Annotated in this window: 17 protein-coding genes and 1 tRNA gene; 10 read left to right on the forward strand and 8 right to left on the reverse strand. The window is 53.4% G+C overall.

Features of this window, described 5'->3' with window-relative positions; all coding sequences use genetic code 11:
• Positions 1 to 1,281 precede the first annotated feature (1,281 nt).
• Positions 1,282 to 2,442 carry a hypothetical protein gene (locus tag V6575_RS18870; protein WP_340276548.1) on the forward strand — a complete coding sequence of 387 codons (1,161 nt, stop codon included), beginning with the start codon at positions 1,282 to 1,284 and terminating at the stop codon, positions 2,440 to 2,442.
• Positions 2,443 to 2,721: 279 nt separating this feature from the next.
• Here V6575_RS18870 and V6575_RS18875 read toward each other — a convergent pair.
• The 5 genes from V6575_RS18875 to V6575_RS18895 all read right to left on the reverse strand — a co-directional run bounded on the left by V6575_RS18875 (position 2,722) and on the right by V6575_RS18895 (position 7,695).
• Positions 2,722 to 2,798, reverse strand: a tRNA-Arg gene (locus V6575_RS18875).
• A 287-nt stretch (positions 2,799 to 3,085) separates the two neighbouring features.
• Positions 3,086 to 4,591 (reverse strand): sensor histidine kinase, encoded by a 1,506-nt coding sequence (locus tag V6575_RS18880; protein ID WP_340276551.1) that lies wholly within the window; start codon positions 4,589 to 4,591, stop codon positions 3,086 to 3,088.
• A 74-nt stretch (positions 4,592 to 4,665) separates the two neighbouring features.
• Positions 4,666 to 6,093, reverse strand: coding sequence for a dihydrolipoyl dehydrogenase family protein (locus tag V6575_RS18885; protein ID WP_340276553.1), 1,428 nt, complete (start codon positions 6,091 to 6,093; stop codon positions 4,666 to 4,668).
• Positions 6,094 to 6,146: 53 nt separating this feature from the next.
• The gene (locus V6575_RS18890) at positions 6,147 to 6,941 is read right to left on the reverse strand and encodes a TVP38/TMEM64 family protein (RefSeq protein ID WP_340276554.1); all 795 of its coding nucleotides are present in this window, start codon (positions 6,939 to 6,941) and stop codon (positions 6,147 to 6,149) included.
• A 265-nt stretch (positions 6,942 to 7,206) separates the two neighbouring features.
• A complete protein-coding gene (locus V6575_RS18895; protein WP_340276556.1) occupies positions 7,207 to 7,695 on the reverse strand; it encodes a hypothetical protein in 489 nt (162 codons plus the stop codon).
• Positions 7,696 to 8,143: 448 nt separating this feature from the next.
• Between V6575_RS18895 and rpmH the strand changes: the two genes are divergently transcribed.
• The 8 genes from rpmH (at position 8,144) to V6575_RS18935 (ending at position 14,818) form a co-directional block, all read left to right on the forward strand.
• Entirely contained in the window at positions 8,144 to 8,278 is a 135-nt protein-coding gene (gene rpmH / locus V6575_RS18900; RefSeq protein WP_340276558.1) for a 50S ribosomal protein L34, read from the forward strand.
• Positions 8,279 to 8,349: 71 nt separating this feature from the next.
• A complete protein-coding gene (gene rnpA / locus V6575_RS18905) occupies positions 8,350 to 8,757 on the forward strand; it encodes a ribonuclease P protein component (RefSeq protein WP_340276559.1) in 408 nt (135 codons plus the stop codon).
• Between the two features lie 6 nt (positions 8,758 to 8,763).
• The gene (yidC, locus tag V6575_RS18910) at positions 8,764 to 10,575 is read left to right on the forward strand and encodes a membrane protein insertase YidC (RefSeq protein WP_340276560.1); all 1,812 of its coding nucleotides are present in this window, start codon (positions 8,764 to 8,766) and stop codon (positions 10,573 to 10,575) included.
• Between the two features lie 193 nt (positions 10,576 to 10,768).
• Positions 10,769 to 11,428, forward strand: coding sequence for a CatB-related O-acetyltransferase (locus tag V6575_RS18915; protein WP_422785606.1), 660 nt, complete (start codon positions 10,769 to 10,771; stop codon positions 11,426 to 11,428).
• Between the two features lie 69 nt (positions 11,429 to 11,497).
• Positions 11,498 to 12,145, forward strand: coding sequence for a ribosome biogenesis GTP-binding protein YihA/YsxC (yihA, locus tag V6575_RS18920; protein ID WP_340276563.1), 648 nt, complete (start codon positions 11,498 to 11,500; stop codon positions 12,143 to 12,145).
• An 86-nt stretch (positions 12,146 to 12,231) separates the two neighbouring features.
• Positions 12,232 to 13,119: an acetylglutamate kinase gene (gene argB / locus V6575_RS18925; RefSeq protein WP_340276565.1), complete on the forward strand. Its 888-nt coding sequence runs from the start codon at positions 12,232 to 12,234 to the stop codon at positions 13,117 to 13,119.
• On the forward strand, positions 13,116 to 13,880 hold the full coding sequence (locus V6575_RS18930; RefSeq protein ID WP_340276567.1) for a pyrimidine 5'-nucleotidase: 765 nt from the start codon (positions 13,116 to 13,118) through the stop codon (positions 13,878 to 13,880). The genes argB and V6575_RS18930 overlap by 4 nt, the downstream gene beginning before the upstream one ends.
• Before the next feature lie 71 nt (positions 13,881 to 13,951).
• Positions 13,952 to 14,818, forward strand: a complete 867-nt coding sequence (locus tag V6575_RS18935; RefSeq protein WP_340276569.1) for a LysR substrate-binding domain-containing protein — start codon at positions 13,952 to 13,954, stop codon at positions 14,816 to 14,818.
• 10 nt (positions 14,819 to 14,828) lie between these two features.
• On the opposite strand, the gene V6575_RS18940 is transcribed toward V6575_RS18935, so the two are convergent.
• Positions 14,829 to 15,737: a DMT family transporter gene (locus tag V6575_RS18940; RefSeq protein ID WP_340276570.1), complete on the reverse strand. Its 909-nt coding sequence runs from the start codon at positions 15,735 to 15,737 to the stop codon at positions 14,829 to 14,831.
• A 243-nt stretch (positions 15,738 to 15,980) separates the two neighbouring features.
• Here V6575_RS18940 and dapD point away from each other — a divergent pair, with 243 nt between their 5' ends.
• Positions 15,981 to 16,829, forward strand: a complete 849-nt coding sequence (gene dapD, locus V6575_RS18945) for a 2,3,4,5-tetrahydropyridine-2,6-dicarboxylate N-succinyltransferase (protein WP_340276744.1) — start codon at positions 15,981 to 15,983, stop codon at positions 16,827 to 16,829.
• Between the two features lie 67 nt (positions 16,830 to 16,896).
• Here dapD and V6575_RS18950 read toward each other — a convergent pair whose 3' ends face one another.
• Both V6575_RS18950 and V6575_RS18955 read right to left on the reverse strand, forming a co-directional pair.
• Positions 16,897 to 17,127 (reverse strand): isochorismatase family protein, encoded by a 231-nt coding sequence (locus V6575_RS18950; RefSeq protein ID WP_340276571.1) that lies wholly within the window; start codon positions 17,125 to 17,127, stop codon positions 16,897 to 16,899.
• Entirely contained in the window at positions 17,124 to 17,294 is a 171-nt protein-coding gene (locus tag V6575_RS18955) for a hypothetical protein (protein WP_340276572.1), read from the reverse strand. The genes V6575_RS18950 and V6575_RS18955 overlap by 4 nt, the downstream gene beginning before the upstream one ends.
• Positions 17,295 to 17,325: the final 31 nt, after the last annotated feature.

Below are 17,325 nucleotides of genomic sequence, written 5' to 3' on the forward strand. Positions count from 1 at the left end.
TGCGTAACTCTCACTTAAAACACCCAGCCACATAAGCAACCGAGCATCCGCAAGAACAACGCCGTCCACGCTTCCCTTTCTTCAATATCATATTGTCAATGAACACTCAGATCAAAAAACCCGAGTTCCGGAGCAAATCAAACAACCCGAAAGCCATTCAATCCAACCCCTTGGCCCTCCGAAGAGGCCTGAAGTGGAGCGCCTTATCGTCGAACCAAAGCTCGATGTCAACACTCAATTTTCAGTAATTTTGGACGAACGATCCGTCCGCCAGCGACGTTGCCGCCGTCGATGAACGTGGTTATAGGGGCCACCCCCAAAACCGTCAACGGCTAAATCCAAAAAAACAAAACTAAAAACAAATCAAACAAACACACTGTGGACAAACAACAAAACAAAACTCAAAAAACAACCAAAAACATACAAAAAATCAAATGGTTAAACAAAATTCATAAATCCAAAAAATAAAGAAAAATCAAAAAAACGCAAAGCCAACTAAAAACCTAAGAACCCAAACATAAACAAACACCAATCCTCCACGCGCCTAGATTGGCCAGGGTTTCGACCAAGACATGCTCACGCAAAGATATACCTGCTATCGCAAGCGCCGGCCGCAGCGCAGAGCCGGATGCCTACGCCGGAAGAAGAACTCACCAGATTGAGCCGTGCAAGTGTCGATACGTCCATCGTCATTCCCAACCGGGCCGTTGTATGATGCGCCTCAACCAGGACATCGACAACCATCACCAGAGCAGCGTCCTATGGCTGCGGCATCGCCGGGGAGACGTCGAAGTTCGGTGGCTCACTCGGGATCGCGGAAGGGTCGATCAATGCCGGGGTGATCGGGCCGCAAGCGTTTTATTCAGATACCGCTGTGAGGCTAACGGCGAATAGGAGGAGTTTTACGGTAGGGGCAGTGAAGGTGGTGTTGCATTACATGCTGCCGGTGTTACCGCAGGAGTGAGGTGCCGCAGAAAGAAACTGATTGCGCGGGCAGAGGGACTGCAAGCAGAAATTCACGGCGCTCTATACATTGTTAAGAAATGGAATCGCTAGCAAGCTAACTGTTTGCTCAAAATGAAACTTAGGATGGGGTTGGTGCAATACTTTTGCATCCACATAAGCAAAAGGCAGCAAAGGTGTTTATAAGGCCTATCCTTGCTGACCCTCCTATCGCAAGCCCGCATAAGTCAGTACCGTGATATCACCAGTTTCGCATTGTTGAGAACAATGTCGTTCGTGTTTATGTTTGGACGACGAATCTCCGGCACATGGCATCTCATGACACTCGAGGAAATCACTGCCCAATTGAATGGCTCGACCTTCTGGAAAGAATTCACTTTCTCCCAGAACCAGTTCTCTCCTCGTTCAGGCCAAGAAGCCGAACTGGCCGATAATATCGTCTGGCTAGGCCAGACACTTTTCGTTATCCAAATGAAGGAACGAGAACAGCCAACTGGTGATTCTGAGGCAGAAGGTCGCTGGTTTAAAAACAAGATCCGCGGCAAGGCAGTTAGCCAAATCAAAGATTCTCTTCGTTTTCTTGCCGAACACGAAAGTATCTGCATTTCCAATGACCGTGGACACCGCTTTGAGATTAGTAGCAAAGACTTTCTGCAAATTGAAAAGATCATCCTCTATACTGATGCCCCGGCGCTTCCTGACGAATGCAGGGCCATGCTTTATCACATTAGTGAAACTGCGGGCTTCATCCATCTCTTCGAACAGGCCAACTACAGTCAGGTCGTTAAAACTCTAGCGGTTCCCGAAGAAGTGCGACGCTATCTAGGATACCGTCGGAATGCCCTAAACGCGTGCACGGATGCAAATATAAAGGTTGTTGAGGCCGACCTCCTCGCTGCCTACATGTCAGACGAGGTGGTACCAACGCCGACATCACATAGGTTGTTGGATCGTCTATTCGACGATTCTCATCAGACTGACTTGTCACCGATCATGAACCGTCTTGCCGACCACATACAGCACCCAGACAGCAGCGATGATTACACGCGCATCCTGCTCGAATTCGCCAAATTGCCGAGATCAGCCTGGCGGGCAGCCAAAGAACGACTGGACTTGGCTATAGCGCAAGCCCGAAACGGTGAATTCAAACGCCCTTACTATTTCGCATTTCCACCGACCGATTGCTGTTTCATGTTTTCACCGATCCCCTCAGAAAGGCCTAGTACCGGTCTCGAGGGCGAAAGAACCAGGGTCACTGGCCTTAGCAACCTGACTGCTATCGCCAAATACCTCCTGAAAACATCCAAGGGTGTTGGTGTCCTCGTCTCAAAAGATGGTGATCATTTCCATCTCGATTGGTGCCTGATCGATCAAGCTTGGGAATACGATCCCGATCTCGATGCTCATCTCGAAAAAAGCAATCCATTTGGCGCTGTTGGTGAAAAGAAAATTGACGGATTTTATTTTTTCGACAGTTAAACCGAAGCGGAAATTCACCAGGGTCCAATCAAATTTTGAATTCAACGGCGTTAAGCGACCATTGATGCTCGAACGGTGATTAACTTCTCTGGGACGAAACTAGTCGTGCAACGATATTCAACAAGATGACATGTAAAGTTGCGCGTTATGCCAAACGAAGTTGCGCGCTACAGAACCGCTTTTCAATCTAGCGCCAGATGAAGTTTACCGTTTTGCCAAGAGCACTTACGCCCTACAGCAACCGTATAAACATTATTCATAATACTATATTTAGGGGAATGGTGCACCGGGGAGGATTCGAACCCCCGACCCCCAGATTCGTAGTCTGGTGCTCTATCCAGCTGAGCTACCGGTGCATATTGCCTGTAATCTTGATCAAAACCCCACCAAAACGGCTTACAGAGTTTTCCTCAGATCCGGCTCAGTTCTAAAGAGGCGACGTTGGTATCGCTCCGAACTGGTGGGACTTCTACTTTGCCCATTGGCGCATTGCAAGCACCGTTTTGTTTTTTTTGAGCCTTTGGACAATGATTGGAAAAACTGGCCGAAAGTCGCTGTTTTTTGCCTGTGAAAAACTTCTTCGGCAAACAGTATTCATTGCGCTCCCTCCCCTCGCAGCAAAGTCAGGGAACCGAAAGTCGCGCTAGGCAGCCCGATCCGGCAGCTCAATCCGGAAGCAAGCCCCCTGAACCGTTTCATCAAGGCGTATGCGACCACCGTGTGCTTTCAGAAGTTCAGCTGCAATCGCAAGCCCCAGGCCAACTCCGCCTTGCTTGGAGCCGCTGTGAAACGCACGGAACAAGGAAGTCTTGATATTTTCCGGAATACCCGGACCCGTGTCCTCAACCGAAATATGAACACAGGTCTTGTCGCGATGTGCGTCCAGAACAATGCGCCGAACCAAATTCCCTTCCCGCTCGCTCTCCAGGACCTGCAAAGCATTACGACACAAGTTCAGCAACACCCGGAAAATCTGCTCCGGATCCGCATCAATCTCCAGGTCCTGCGGAACCTTGTTTTCAAAAGACACGCTGTCATGCTCCGGCAGACCCAAGACATCGGCGACATCATCGCCGACACGAGACAGTGCCAATAACCTGCGCTTGGGCGCCTCCTCTTGCGCCTTGCCATAAGACATGACGGCTTGCGTATAGGAGACGGCCCGATCCAGTGTCGCAAGAATCTTCGGAGCGAGCCGCGAAACTGTCGGGTCGGGCACATGCTCCAGTCGCTCGAGGAACAGTTGGGCGGACGCAAGAAGATTGCGAAGGTCATGATTGATCTTGGAGACAGCCAGCCCCAAATCGGCCAGACGCTGTTTCTGCTGCAAGGCCCGTGACAAGGCCTTCTGCATTGCAGCCAGCCGCACCTCTGCATCGCCCAGCTCATCGCTGCGCCCTGAAAGACGCATGGTGCGGGCAACATCATCCGGCATCTCGGCAAAATGATCCATAGACTGGGTCAGCCGTTGAAGAGGCCGGACCAGAAGTGCTCTCAGGCTGATGTAGACCAGGGTCGCAGTGAAAATGGAAATCATCAAAGACAACGCCAGAATACGGCCTGAGAAGGCAAGCATGTCTTTTTGCAAAAGCCCGATTGGCAGAACCACATCCACCCGCTTGACAGCCCCCATCTGCCCGGCGCCAACGACGCGCATGAGTCCATCGCCGCGATAAGCAAGCACCTTGAAGCTATCAAGCACCGACATAAGCGGGGACATCTCAGCCATATCAACGACAAACTCGACCTCGAACGGCATTTCGCTCATGGCGATCATGCTGCGCCGTGTGCCCATATCCAGCGATATGGCGATCGCTCCCGTGGTTTGCAAAAGCTGTTCCTGCAAACGTGGGGCAATGGTGTTTGTCTCGCTGAGAACGGCCGCAGCAACCCCTGCTGTGGTCAGCCTGTCATTCAACCAGTTATTACGAAAATTGACGACGGAGGGAACGTAGATAAAAACTTCCGCCAACATCACAAAGACACCGGTCAGAAGCAACAATTTGCCAGATAAACCACCAAGGCTATGATGCCCGCGGTCATCTGGTTCAGCAGCTTGTCCAATTTCCTGCTCAGCGCAGCCCGATAGTTGATCAACCCCACCCATGGAGGGATCAACGCGTCCCTCCGGCAAACCTTCGTGCTTCATTCAAGCGTCTCTCAAACATTTCACTCTAGGTCATCAAATGATCGGGGCAGGAGCAAGGCAGACCAAGCCTCATCTCAACCGAACTGCCTTAATAGATACAACAAACGACGCACCCATGTGTTTTTCGGTGCCTCTGCATAGTAAGAGACCGCAGCACGGCGCACCAATTCTCCCAACGTTGGGTAAGGTGCCACAAATCCGGCCAGATCGCCCATTGTCATTTTTTGCGATAGTGCGAGAGACAAAAGATTAAGCATCTCTCCAGCCTGAGCCCCCACGATATCGCCCCCCAGAAGACGACCGCGAGGGCCCACGACCAGTCTCAATTGGCCAACACTCGCATCTTCTGCGCGCGCCCTGTCATTATCCGCATAATCAGCGGTCAAAACCCTTACCTTGTTGCCGTGCCGATCCCGAGCTTGCTGTTCACTCAAACCAACATGGCCCAACTCCGGCGACGTGTAAGTCACCCAAGGTATGATTGTCCGGTCTTCATGAACCGGCAATCTAAAGAGAATAGAACGGATCACCAGCCCGGCATGGTAGCCAGCGGCATGGGTGAACTGCAAACCACCGATGACATCTCCGATTGCGTAGATTTTCCTGTTGGTTGTACGAAGGCCGGCGTCGACTTTAATGCCGCCACCCTCAACGTCTATTCCGGCGAGTTCAAGACCGAGACTTCCAAAGTTCGGCTTGCGGCCCGCAGCGACCAGCAAATGACTCCCATTGACCGATGAGGTGCCGTCTTCGGTTTCGAAATGAACCTGAATCCCTTCACCAGACGACTCAACCGCATTGACTGCCGCACCTTCCAGAATCCGGACCCCTTCTGCCCTCAAAGCATCCAAAACGACAACAGCAAATTCAGGAAGATCCTTGGCCAAAGCTTTTTGCGCTTCAATCACGGTCACTTTGCTGCCCAGCCTCCGATGCGCCTGCGCCATTTCCAGACCAATTGGGCCCCCACCGATGACAATCAGATGCTCCGGAGCCTCTCGCAACTCGAACAAGGTTTCATTCGTCAGGAAATCGACGCCTGCCAGGCCAGGGATAGGCGGCACTGCGGGCGACGACCCTGTCGCAATGACAAAGCGTCGGGCGCGGATCTCTGTTTCACCCGCCAACACGCAGTCTGATGAGACGAACCGTGCCTCGTCTTGCAAGACCTTGACCCCCAGCCCTTCAAACCTCTCGACAGAATCATGAGGGGCGATGGCGGCGATCACCGCTTGCACATGGTCATTGGCTTTTGCGAACTTGACACCTTCAAATACACCTTCAAAGCCGATCTTTAGATCCGCGCCATGGGCTTTTGCCGACTTGGCGGCAGACAGCAGCGCCTTGGACGGAACACAGCCATAGTTCAGGCAATCACCGCCCATTTTGGCTTTTTCAACAAGCACAACATCAACGCCAAAGGCTGCAGCAGCAGCAGCGACCGAAAGACCCCCGGAGCCAGCGCCAATCACACAAATATCCGGCGTCAATACGTCAGGCATCTGTATTACCCTTTCAGTCGATGACTTTACGCAAAACGTCTAACAACCTCAGCTCAAGAACTCGGCGGACGGTTTCGCATTTTTTTGACCACGACGGGAATCAGAGAGGCAAAACCAAGGGCGAAAAATGCAGCCAGGAGCTCCGGCGTTATCAATGCCCCTATGTCTATCTGGCAAGTCCCCGCTGTGGCGCAACCCGGATTGGCCATTTCCTGAGCTGCAATTACGCTGTCCAGCCCCGATCCAATAATAGCAAAAGCATATGTGCCCGGGATGATCCCGATAAAGGTAGCCAGAATATAGGTGGCCAGTGGTACGTGAAAAATCGCAGGAGCGATGTTTACCAGCCAAAACGGGAAGATTGGCGTCAATCGCAAGAAAAGAAGATAGCTGAAGGCATTTTCGCAAAACCCCTCCGACAGTGTGGAGATGAAAGGTCCGGCCTTGCGTGTAATCGAAACGCCAATAGACGAGCGAGCTGCCAGGTAAATGACTGTGGCCCCCAGGGTGGCGGCAATAATTGTGGCTGTTCCGCCAAGAAACCAGCCAAACAGAAGTCCGCCAGCTATCGTCAACAAAGATGCGCCGGGAAAGGACAGCGCCACGGCAACAGCATAGATCAGGACATATCCACCAAGAGACAAAAGCAAATTGGCCTCAACAAAGTCTGCCAAAGCAAAACGATTGCGTATGAGCGCGGACAAGGTCAGCTGCTCATGCAACCCAAGCCCCCAGGCAACCACCGAGGCAGCCAGAATAACGAACACAGGAAGCCAACGACGCAACACATGGGCAAGCGATGCCGAAGTTTGACGCTCTGCCTCCTGGTCAGTGTGTTCCTTGCGCATACCCACTCTCCAAGCACCTGTATGCTGCCTTGTCAGCATATGGTTCGTTATCATAAGGCAGAACACTTATGATACAGATGTGAATAGAAAGAACTATCTAGAACAACGTTTCACCGACAAGTGAGAGAGCAGTGAATATACTGGTCACGACCTCACGAAAGAGTGTTGCTCGCAAGAATTTTCACTTCTTTAGTAGAAATCAGGAGAGTGTCGCAATCTAGCAGCATGAGATGGCGTCGTTGGTGGCCTGGACATATCGCAACAGTTAAGAAGGGTCATCCATGATGAACCCATAAGTGCCACAAAGGCCATCATCGTTCATGGACACAGGTGGCTGGCTCCCGTTAAACACCCCAAGATTGAGCGACCACATGCCATAGCTTTTGAATTGGAACACGACCAGATACGTCGGTGCGCCTTCTGGACCGCATAGCGTGTTTCCGTTCATCAATTCACCGGGATTGGAGCCAATCGAGAAAATTTGTGCTGGCAGGCTTTGACCCGAGACACCCCAAGCGCCTGTTGTTTCACCGAGAAGGCGCAACTTCATCTGCGTTCCATTGCCAAAGATCAACAAGGACTGTGACGCAATGATTGGCCCTGTTATGGCCATGGACGTGTTACTTTCAGGGTTAAATGCGCTTGGCAAATCGTTAATAGGCGAGGTTTGAGCAGTGGCTGTGGTTTGCACCAAAGCCATGACCGCGCAAAAAACGGTGGGGATTGCAAACCTCAAGGCATTCGAAAGCGTCATAGTCAGCTCCTGCATTCCAAGTCAAAGACAGCTGAGCAATGATAACCGAAACCCGGCAATACGCTAACTGCTAAAACGCAAGATGCTGCGTCTCATCAAAGAATTGCATTTAGCCAAGATTGATAAATAGTATAAAAACGTTGCCCCGTCAGTAAGGCCCAAGTTGCAGTCAACCCAATGAAAGCGGTTGCGAGGCAGAGCTGCAATCGGGTTCTCTGATTATTATATCGTGGCAGTCCTGTTTCTGCCCTTGCGACGTTGGCGAAACCGAGATATTTGATCGTGAACGCGTTGACTTGGAGGCCTGTCCCCCGTATAAGCGCGCTCGACCGGGACATGCATTCGGATCACGGCTCATTTTATGGGCTCGCCTCTTGTAAGGCGCTTTGGATGCTTCCTCCAAGAATTTCGTAAAACAAGGGCCGCGCTGTTTGCGTGGAATTGAACAATGAAGCGTACGTATCAACCGAGCCGCATCGTCCGCAAGCGTCGCCACGGCTTCCGTTCGCGCATGGCAACGGCAAATGGTCGTCAGGTTATTGCGCGTCGCCGGGCCAAGGGCCGCAAGCGCCTTAGCGCCTAATCATCCGGCTTAACGCATGCGGCGTTGCCGGTGATGACTGGTTTTTGCAAACAAAGCCTACGCCGCCGCTGATGAAAACTCTTAAAAAGCGCTCCGAGTTCCTAGCTATCGCCAAAGGCGGACGGGTGGGTCGGCGCGCTTTTTTGCTTCAGGGACTGAAGCGCGATACGGACGACGCCCCACGCGTCGGCTATACCGTGACCAAGAAGACCGGCAATTCTGCCGTGCGCAGCCGTATCAAGCGTCGACTGCGGGCTGCAGTTGCGGCGCTTGAGAGTGCGGACATTCCGCAAAAGGCCGATTTTGTTCTTGTTGGACGCGAAGCCGCTCTCTCCCTTCCCTTTCAAAATCTGGTATCGGACCTTAAATCCGGACTGTCGCTTGCGCTGGATCCGAAGTCAGGTCAGCGTCGCAGGACACCGCGCAAGCCAAGTGGCAAGCCGGTTCCAGAGACCGCATCGAGTAGAAAACAGGGGTAATTCCAGTTGTTCTCGGAAAATAAAAATACGATTCTCGCAGTCGTTCTGTCTCTGGTCGTCCTGCTGGGTTGGCAATATTTTATTGCCCAGCCACAGCTTGAACGTCAGCAAGCAGAAATGCAGGCTCAGCAGGAAGCCCAACAGGCAACTGCTGCTGCAAACGGCGATCCGCTCAAGCCTTCGCCGAATGCGGTCCCTGGACAGGCTCCAGCGAGCACTTCCGCTGCACCTACTGTCACACGTGAACAGGCACTGGCTGCCTCAGAGCGCGTCAGGATCGAAACGCCGAAACTCTCCGGTTCAATCAATCTGACAGGTGCACGGCTCGATGATCTTCGCCTGAAAGATTATCACGAGACAGTCGACAAGAGCAGCCCCACCATTGTTCTGCTCTCGCCGAAAGGCAGCCCGAAGCCTTACTACTCCGACCATGGCTGGGTTGCCGATCCGGGCGCGAACATTACCTTGCCGGAAGCAGACACGCTCTGGACCGTAAATGGCAACAGCGAACTCAGCCCGGAGACACCGGTCACGTTGAGCTTCGACAATGGCGAAGGCATCGTCTTCAATCGTACGTTCTCGCTGGATGAGAACTACATGTTCACGATTGAACAATCGGTCGAGAACTCCACAGGCGAAGACCTCACGCTATACCCTTATGGTTTGATTGCCCGCACAGGACAGCCCAAGACATCCGGCTTCTACATTCTCCATGAAGGCCTCCTCGGCGTCTTCGGCGAGAAGGGGTTGCAGGAGGTTGATTACTCCGACCTCGAAGAAGAAGGTCCGGTTCGTCCGGAAGCAGTCGATCAGGGATGGCTTGGTATTACCGACAAGTACTGGGCCGCAACGCTGATCCCGACACCAGGCGAAACGTTCCAGCCAAGCTTCAGCTACGCACCAGGCTCGCAGAACTTCCAGGCAGACTTCCTTGGAGAAGGCGTGACCATCGCGGCTGGCAGCACAGCTGGAACAAGCTCGTACCTGTTTGCTGGTGCAAAGCAGAAAGGCCTCCTGGATGCCTATGAAGAAACCATTGGCGTTTCCAAGTTCAACCTGCTGATCGACTGGGGTTGGTTCTACTTCCTGACCAAACCGATGTTCTGGGCGATCGACCATCTCTATCACCTGGTCGGCAACTTCGGCGTCGCGATCCTTCTGGTCACAGTCGGCGTGAAGATCCTGTTCTTCCCACTGGCGAACAAGTCTTACGTTTCCATGAGTAAGATGAAGCTCGTACAGCCACAAATGACCGAAATTCGCGAACGCCATGCGGATGACAAGGCCAAACAGCAACAAGCGCTGATGGAGCTTTACAAGAAGGAAAAGATCAATCCACTGGCAGGGTGTCTTCCGGTGGTGATTCAGATCCCGGTTTTCTTCTCCCTCTACAAGGTTCTTTTCGTCACCATTGAAATGCGTCATGCGCCATTCTTTGGCTGGATTCACGATCTGTCAGCCCCTGATCCAACGACCCTCTTCAACCTGTTCGGACTGATCCCGTGGGATCCACCACAGATGCTCATGCTCGGCGTCTGGCCGATTATCATGGGCATCACCATGTTCGTTCAGATGAAGATGAACCCGGCCCCGCCGGACCCAACACAGCAGATGATTTTCACCTGGATGCCAGTGATCTTCACCTTCATGCTCGCCTCTTTCCCAGCTGGTCTCGTGATTTACTGGGCGTGGAACAACACACTTTCGATTTCCCAACAGTGGGTGATCATGCGTCGTCAAGGCGTGAAGGTGGAACTGTTTGACAATCTGAGGTCAACCTTCAAACGAAAGAAGCCAGAGACTGAAGACAAGAGCTGACCCTCTTGAAAAGATCTGCTAAATGATCAGGGCCCTGAAATTCAGGGCCCTTTTCTATGTTCATCATCTGCAAGGAACCGCCGGGCAATGATCCACTAATCCCAGACCCGAACCGCAAGGCGATATCGCCGGTCGACGGGTCGTGAACAGAAAGACTGTTCGCTCATCCTAATCCTTGCCAAAACGTCTGCAGATGGAACATCCCATGCACGGTCCTAACCCTTCCGCTCGCTTTCCTTTCCCGGATGCGACCCACACGGTTTTCCTGAAGAATGTCATTTCCGGTTCGAATATAGAGGCCGGAGACTACAGCTACTATAATGACCCTGACCAAGCTGAACGCTTTCAGGAAAAATGCGTCCGGTACCACTTTGAGTTCATGGGCGACCGATTAAGCATCGGCAAATTCTGCGCGCTGGCGACCGGCGTGGAATTCATCATGAATGGCGCAAATCATGTCCTTGGCGGGTTTTCCACCTTCCCTTTCAGTATCTTCCAGGGCGGATGGGAAAAGGATTTCGATCCCGCAGATTTTCTCGTAGGTTCGCGAGGCGATACGGTGATCGGAAACGACGTGTGGATCGGGACAGGCGCAACGATCCTTCCTGGCGTCAAGATCGGAGATGGAGCCATCATTGGCGCCAAGGCAATTGTCTCTCGGGATGTGCCCGCCTATGCAATTGCAGTCGGAAACCCTGCCCAGGAAGTTAAATCACGCTACCCTGCCGAAGTGGTTGAAGAGCTGCTGCACATCGCCTGGTGGAATTGGCCAGTCGAAAAAATTACACAACACCTTAATGCCATCAGAGGCGGCGACCTCACCGCACTGCACGCTGCGGCCATTGAAGATTAACGAAACTCAAGCCGATCCAAAGCATCGTCTCACTCGACGCGGAGGGATTTGCCCGATAGAAGACATCTCATGAGCGACGAACCAAAATTCACCGAAGACCAGATTGAAGCCGGACGCCTGTTGTTCGCCAAACCCTGGGACTTCCGGACCAGCGTAACGGACATGGCAAACCTGCCGGACATCGGCGGTATTGAAATTGCCTTTGCCGGTCGGTCCAACGTTGGCAAATCAAGCCTGATCAATGCCCTGACTGGACGTAACGGCCTGGCCAGAACCTCCCGGACCCCCGGTCGGACACAGATGCTAAACTTCTTTTCGGCTGATGATGCGCCTTTGGCTATTGTCGATATGCCGGGCTATGGCTATGCGCAGGCGCCCAAAGATCTCGTCGACGCCTGGACAAAACTTGTCTTTTCCTATTTGCGTGGCCGTCCGACCCTGCGTCGCGTGTTCCTGCTGATTGACAGTCGGCATGGCATCAAGCCAATCGACACCCAGGCCATGGGACTGCTAGACAAGGCAGCTGTCACCTATCAGGTGGTGCTGACGAAGTCCGACAAGATCAAACCGCCTCAGCTCGAACGGCTGATGGAAGAGACGCTTGTGGCATTGGCGAAACGCCCCGCGGCATTTCCTGAAATCGTCGCGACCTCATCAGAAAAAGGCAAAGGCCTTGCCGAACTGCGCGCAGAGATCCTCCAGCTGGTGTTAAACTGAGTTTGGCGGACTGATTGAGCATCTCATCGAAAACAGCTATCAAGCGTATTCACGCATCGTGAATTAAAAGCGAGACTTCCCAGCCCATGGCCTCTTCGGAACAGCATAACCACGCTCATGTTATTGCCCAGGCACTGCCCTACATGCAGCGCTATGACGGCCGTACAGTTGTTGTTAAATACGGCGGTCATGCAATGGGAGACGCGGACTTGGGTCGTGCCTTTGCACGCGACATCACGCTTATGCGGCAGTCTGGCGTGCATCCCGTCGTGGTTCATGGCGGTGGGCCGCAAATCGGCAAGATGCTGACGCGGCTCGGGATTGTCAGCGAGTTCAAGGAAGGCCTGCGCGTCACCGACAAGGCGACTGTAGAGATCGTCGAGATGGTTCTTGCAGGCTCGATCAACAAGGAAATCGTTCAGGCCATCAATGCTGAGGGCGGGCGCGCTGTCGGCCTTTGCGGCAAGGACGGCAACATGGTGACGGCAGAAAAACTTCGCCGAACCATTGTTGATCCAGACTCCAACATTGAAAGCGTTTTGGACCTTGGCTTCGTTGGCGAACCGGCTGACGTCAATCCGACGGTCCTCAAGCTGGTGTTGAAAGAAGACCTGATCCCTGTAATCGCACCCGTCGCTCCTGGCCCCGATGGCGAGACCTATAATATCAATGCCGATACATTCGCAGGTGCCATTGCGGGCTCTTTGAATGCCAAACGGCTGTTGTTCCTGACTGACGTGCCTGGTGTTCTCGATAAAGAGGGCAATCTGATCAAGCAATTGACCGTTGCCAAGGCACGCGAATTGATTGCCAATGGCACGATCTCAGGCGGGATGATCCCAAAGGTAGAGACCTGCATCGAAGCGCTTGATCAGGGCGTCGAAGGCGTCGTCATTCTGGACGGTAAAGTCGCCCACGCTGTTCTTCTTGAGCTCTTCACCGACCATGGCGTCGGCACGCTGATCCGCCCGTGACCGGTAAGAGAACGACCTCCGAAGAAGGCCGTCACCTTCATGCGCAAGACCTGCGTGTGTTTCAGGGAGTCCAAGCTTGGGTTTTCGATCTCGACAACACGCTCTACCCTGCCGAGACCGACCTTTTCAGTCAAATCAACGAGCAAATTTCAAGCTATGTTGCCCGCCTGCTCAGCATCGGTAAGAAAGAAGCCCAAGTACAACAGAAAGCCTACTACCGTCAGTATGGTACGACCCTGCGCGGCCTGATGCTCGAGCATAAAATCAATCCGGATGACTTTCTAAAGCACGCGCATGACATTGATTATTCCACTGTGAAACCCAATCCGGCACTCGGAACATCGATTTCTGCACTGCCTGGCAAGAAGTACATTTTTACCAACGGTGACAAACCACATGCCGAGCGCACGGCTGCAGCTCTGGGAATTTCCGACCATTTCGAAGACATTTTCGACATTGTCGCCGCCGACCTGATCCCAAAACCCAGCCGTGAAACCTACGACATGTTCCTGAAACAGACCGGTGTTTCGCCGGTTAGGGCCGCCATGTTCGAGGATCTCCAGCGCAATCTCGACGTCCCGCGCAAACTGGGCATGCGTACAGTGTTGATCGTACCGTCAGGCACACGGGATGTATTCCGTGAAGACTGGGATCTTGAAGGTGGAGACCTGAAAGGCGGACAAAAGAGCTCCGTTGATTTTGTCACCGACGATCTGACAGGATTTCTAAAGGCCGTAAATGGTGCACTCAAGCCGCTATAAAATCAATCTCTGGCACCGTTTCCAATCCTCGCCTATATTGAGTTTAACTCAAACAACGGACTCGCGGGCCAGTGGCTTCCCTTCGCGCACTTCATGCATTTTCCCTTTTGGCCCGCTATGGCCGCGCTGCCCAGGCTGCTGAGCAATTGGGCGTTTCACCCTCGGCTTTGTCGCATCTCATGCGCAAGTTGGAGGGAGAGCTCGGCACGACGCTTGTTCTGCGTGATGGGCGCGGGTTGACGCTTACCGAAGAAGGCCAACGGCTGGCGCTGGGGATCGGCGATGCTTTTGAGCGCATCGATGGGGCCGTTGACAGTTTCAAGCGACGCAGCCGGACTGAATTGCGTATCAGCACCGTTTCCACATTCGCAACGCGCTGGCTCATTCCCCGACTTCCGGAGTTTCAGGCGATACAGCCGGACGTCGAAATCCTGCTGTCTGCCTCGACCCGCGTCATTGACCTGGAACGAGAGAACTATGACTGCACCATCCGGCTCGGAAAAGGCATCTGGCAAGGCGTTGACGCCTCTTTGCTCTGGCAGGAGCACCTGGCCGTAGCAATGGCCCCGGGACTGCTGCCAGCGGGTGGAGGTTTGACACAGGAAGCGCTGTCCAGCCTGCGCCTCCTCCACAGCACAAGCCGCAGAAACGACTGGCCACACTGGCTTGAGACTGTTGAGCTCAACCATGGCGATGCGAACTCCGGGACATTACTGGAAAGTCGCGACCTCGCCATACAGGCAGCCATTGCCGGAATGGGCGCACTGGTCATCGACCGCAGATTTGTTGATCAGGAAATCAAGGCAGGTCATCTCGTGATGCCGGATTGGCCCATCGTGGAACTGGAGACCGGATATTGGTTTGCCCGCTCGCCAAACCGACCTCTGTCACGACCTGTTGCTGCCTTCAGAGACTGGCTGCTAAGCGCTGCCAACTAAGGTCAGGTGCTCAATTCGAGAACAGGATAATCCCGATGACCGCAAGGATGATCAGGCAACAGCCGGTCACCTCAAAACGGTTCATGCGTTCCTTGAACACCAGCCAAGACACGGCGAACGTAAAAATCAGTTCAATTTGCGCCAAGGCACGCACGTAGGCGACCTGCTGCAAGGTCATGGCCGTAAACCAGCCAATGGAACCAAGCACACCAGCCAGCCCAACCCAGACAGATATCCGCCAATGACGAACCACCAATTCCAATTGCGCGGGTTCTTTGAAAGCCATCCAGCTGCCCATGACTATGGTCTGGAAGAATGTCACGCAGGCCAATGAAAACCCGGCTTGCATCAGGAAGCCAGGACCATCCAGTGACAGGGAGGCAGATCGATAAAAGGCTGCCGATGCGCCAAATAGCGCAGCGGACGCCAGTCCAATCAACGCCGGCTTTCCTATCAAGGCTGCGATGATCGCCTGCTTCGTTAGGGCTGAGCGTGCCAGCGAGATCACGATGACTCCAAACACCCCTAGTAAAATGCACAAGACTGCGAAGACCGTAAGCCCTTCGCCCAGAATAACGAGCCCAAACAAAGCCGCCTGAATTGGCTCCGTCTTGGAATAAGCCGTGCCCACTGCGAAGTTACGATATGAGAACAAATGCACCAGCAGGAACGTTGCCCCAATCTGGGCCAACCCTCCAATCGCCCCGGAGAGCAGGAACGTAGGGTTTATCGATGGCAGCGGCGCGCCGGTCATCAAGTGGATTCCTGCCACATAAAGAACCGCAAACGGAAAGCCATAGCCAAAGCGCACGAAGGTCGCTGCGGTCGTGCCGAACTTGCCCTTCATGTGCTTTTGCAAAGCCGAGCGCAGGTTCTGGCAAAACGCTGCAAAAATCGTGATCGGAATCCACAGTTCCATACTTATCTTTCCAGTCATGGAGTGCCCAAGCCAAGTGTTTAGTCTCGGGACTAAATTAAACAACACTCAAACACGGGTGACGGAGGGAGATAAACTCAACCATAATTGAGCCACCCTATCGAAGTCACGCTGGCGATGCCTTGAGGCAAGAGCTTTCACAAAGCTCCATCTTGACATCCTGAAGCCTGAAGGCTTAGGTCCGGCAACTGTTTTAACCTTGCCTTTCCGGAGACCATGAGCCTGATGACCCCTGATCTTGCCAAACTTGCCGAAACCATCGACGCAGCATTTGAGGATCGCGCAAATATCGACACACACACCACAGGTGATGTTCGTAATGCTGTCGAAACGACGCTGAACCTGCTCGACCGCGGCCAGCTGCGCGTTGCAGAAAAGAAAGATGGCGACTGGGTTGTGAACCAGTGGACCAAAAAGGCTGTTCTTCTGTCCTTCCGCCTGAATGCTATGGAAGTGATCAAGGGCGGTCCAGGCGATGCAACATGGTGGGACAAGGTTCCCTCCAAGTTCAATGGCTGGAGCGGCATCGATTTTGAAGAAGCTGGCTTCCGGGCGGTTCCGAACTGTATTGTGCGTCGCTCCGCATTCATCGGCAAAAACGCTGTGTTGATGCCCTCATTCGTCAACCTGGGTGCCTATGTCGATGAAGGCACGATGGTCGACACATGGGTGACCGTGGGCTCCTGTGCCCAGATCGGCAAGAATGTGCATCTGTCCGGCGGCGTCGGCATTGGCGGTGTTCTTGAGCCGCTCCAGGCTGGCCCGGTCATCATCGAAGACAATTGCTTCATCGGCGCACGGTCAGAAGTCGTTGAAGGCGTCATCGTCCGTGAAGGGGCCGTTCTGTCCATGGGCGTCTTCATCAGCGCGTCCACGAAGATCATCGACCGCAACACCGGCGAAATCTTCATCGGTGAAGTTCCAGCCTATTCTGTGGTCGTTCCAGGCAACATGCCCGGCAAGCCACTCCCGGACGGAACGCCCGGACCGAGCCTCTATTGCGCGGTTATCGTCAAGCGCGTAGATGCGCAGACGCGCTCCAAGACATCAATTAACGACCTGTTGCGCGACTAATAATACGCGCCTTGAAACATCGCTTATAGCCCCGCGCAGTTTAACTGCGCGGGGCTTTTTGTTGGTTTCAGATGAAACTCACATCTGGTAGCATAGCTGAAAACCGGTCCGCCAGCGCGGCCATGGCAACCTTGTGAACCATCTCGCCGGACAGGACACCACCGATCGGCGCTGGAAGAACCCGACTGGCGCAGGCGGACGCAATCACTGTTGCAGAAAACCCCAGATCCAAGCTTGCCCGAACCGGGCTCGACACACACATGTGGCTCATGAAACCACCAACGATAAGATTCTTCACTGAGTGCTGTTCCAGATCGGCAGTTTCTTGGAGATAACCAACTCACCACCAGCCGGTTTTCCCTCGACGCAAAACTGCCCATTGCCAGCCTCATCAATGATGACCCAGACCTTCAAATTCTTGATGAGGATTGTACCGCTACACGCTCGCTCTGGATCGTTTTTCACGAAAGTCACAGAGACCGAAAGGCCATCAGGA

It is taken from the genome of Roseibium algae (assembly GCF_037783265.1).
GTDB classification, from domain to species: domain Bacteria; phylum Pseudomonadota; class Alphaproteobacteria; order Rhizobiales; family Stappiaceae; genus Roseibium; species Roseibium algae.

Excerpts from the sequence above, each read along its gene's own strand:
- dapD (WP_340276744.1), top strand. The coding sequence starts at position 15,981 with ATGACCCCTGATCTTGCCAAACTTGCCGAAACCATCGACGCAGCATTT.
- yihA (WP_340276563.1), top strand. The coding sequence starts at position 11,498 with ATGAGCGACGAACCAAAATTCACCGAAGACCAGATTGAAGCCGGACGC.
- V6575_RS18895 (WP_340276556.1), bottom strand. The coding sequence starts at position 7,695 with ATGACGCTTTCGAATGCCTTGAGGTTTGCAATCCCCACCGTTTTTTGC.
- V6575_RS18880 (WP_340276551.1), bottom strand. The coding sequence starts at position 4,591 with ATGAAGCACGAAGGTTTGCCGGAGGGACGCGTTGATCCCTCCATGGGT.
- rnpA (WP_340276559.1), top strand. The coding sequence starts at position 8,350 with ATGAAAACTCTTAAAAAGCGCTCCGAGTTCCTAGCTATCGCCAAAGGC.
- V6575_RS18870 (WP_340276548.1), top strand. The coding sequence starts at position 1,282 with ATGACACTCGAGGAAATCACTGCCCAATTGAATGGCTCGACCTTCTGG.
- V6575_RS18890 (WP_340276554.1), bottom strand. The coding sequence starts at position 6,941 with ATGCGCAAGGAACACACTGACCAGGAGGCAGAGCGTCAAACTTCGGCA.
- rpmH (WP_340276558.1), top strand. The coding sequence starts at position 8,144 with ATGAAGCGTACGTATCAACCGAGCCGCATCGTCCGCAAGCGTCGCCAC.
- V6575_RS18915 (WP_422785606.1), top strand. The coding sequence starts at position 10,769 with ATGGAACATCCCATGCACGGTCCTAACCCTTCCGCTCGCTTTCCTTTC.
- V6575_RS18940 (WP_340276570.1), bottom strand. The coding sequence starts at position 15,737 with ATGGAACTGTGGATTCCGATCACGATTTTTGCAGCGTTTTGCCAGAAC.
- V6575_RS18885 (WP_340276553.1), bottom strand. The coding sequence starts at position 6,093 with ATGCCTGACGTATTGACGCCGGATATTTGTGTGATTGGCGCTGGCTCC.
- argB (WP_340276565.1), top strand. The coding sequence starts at position 12,232 with ATGGCCTCTTCGGAACAGCATAACCACGCTCATGTTATTGCCCAGGCA.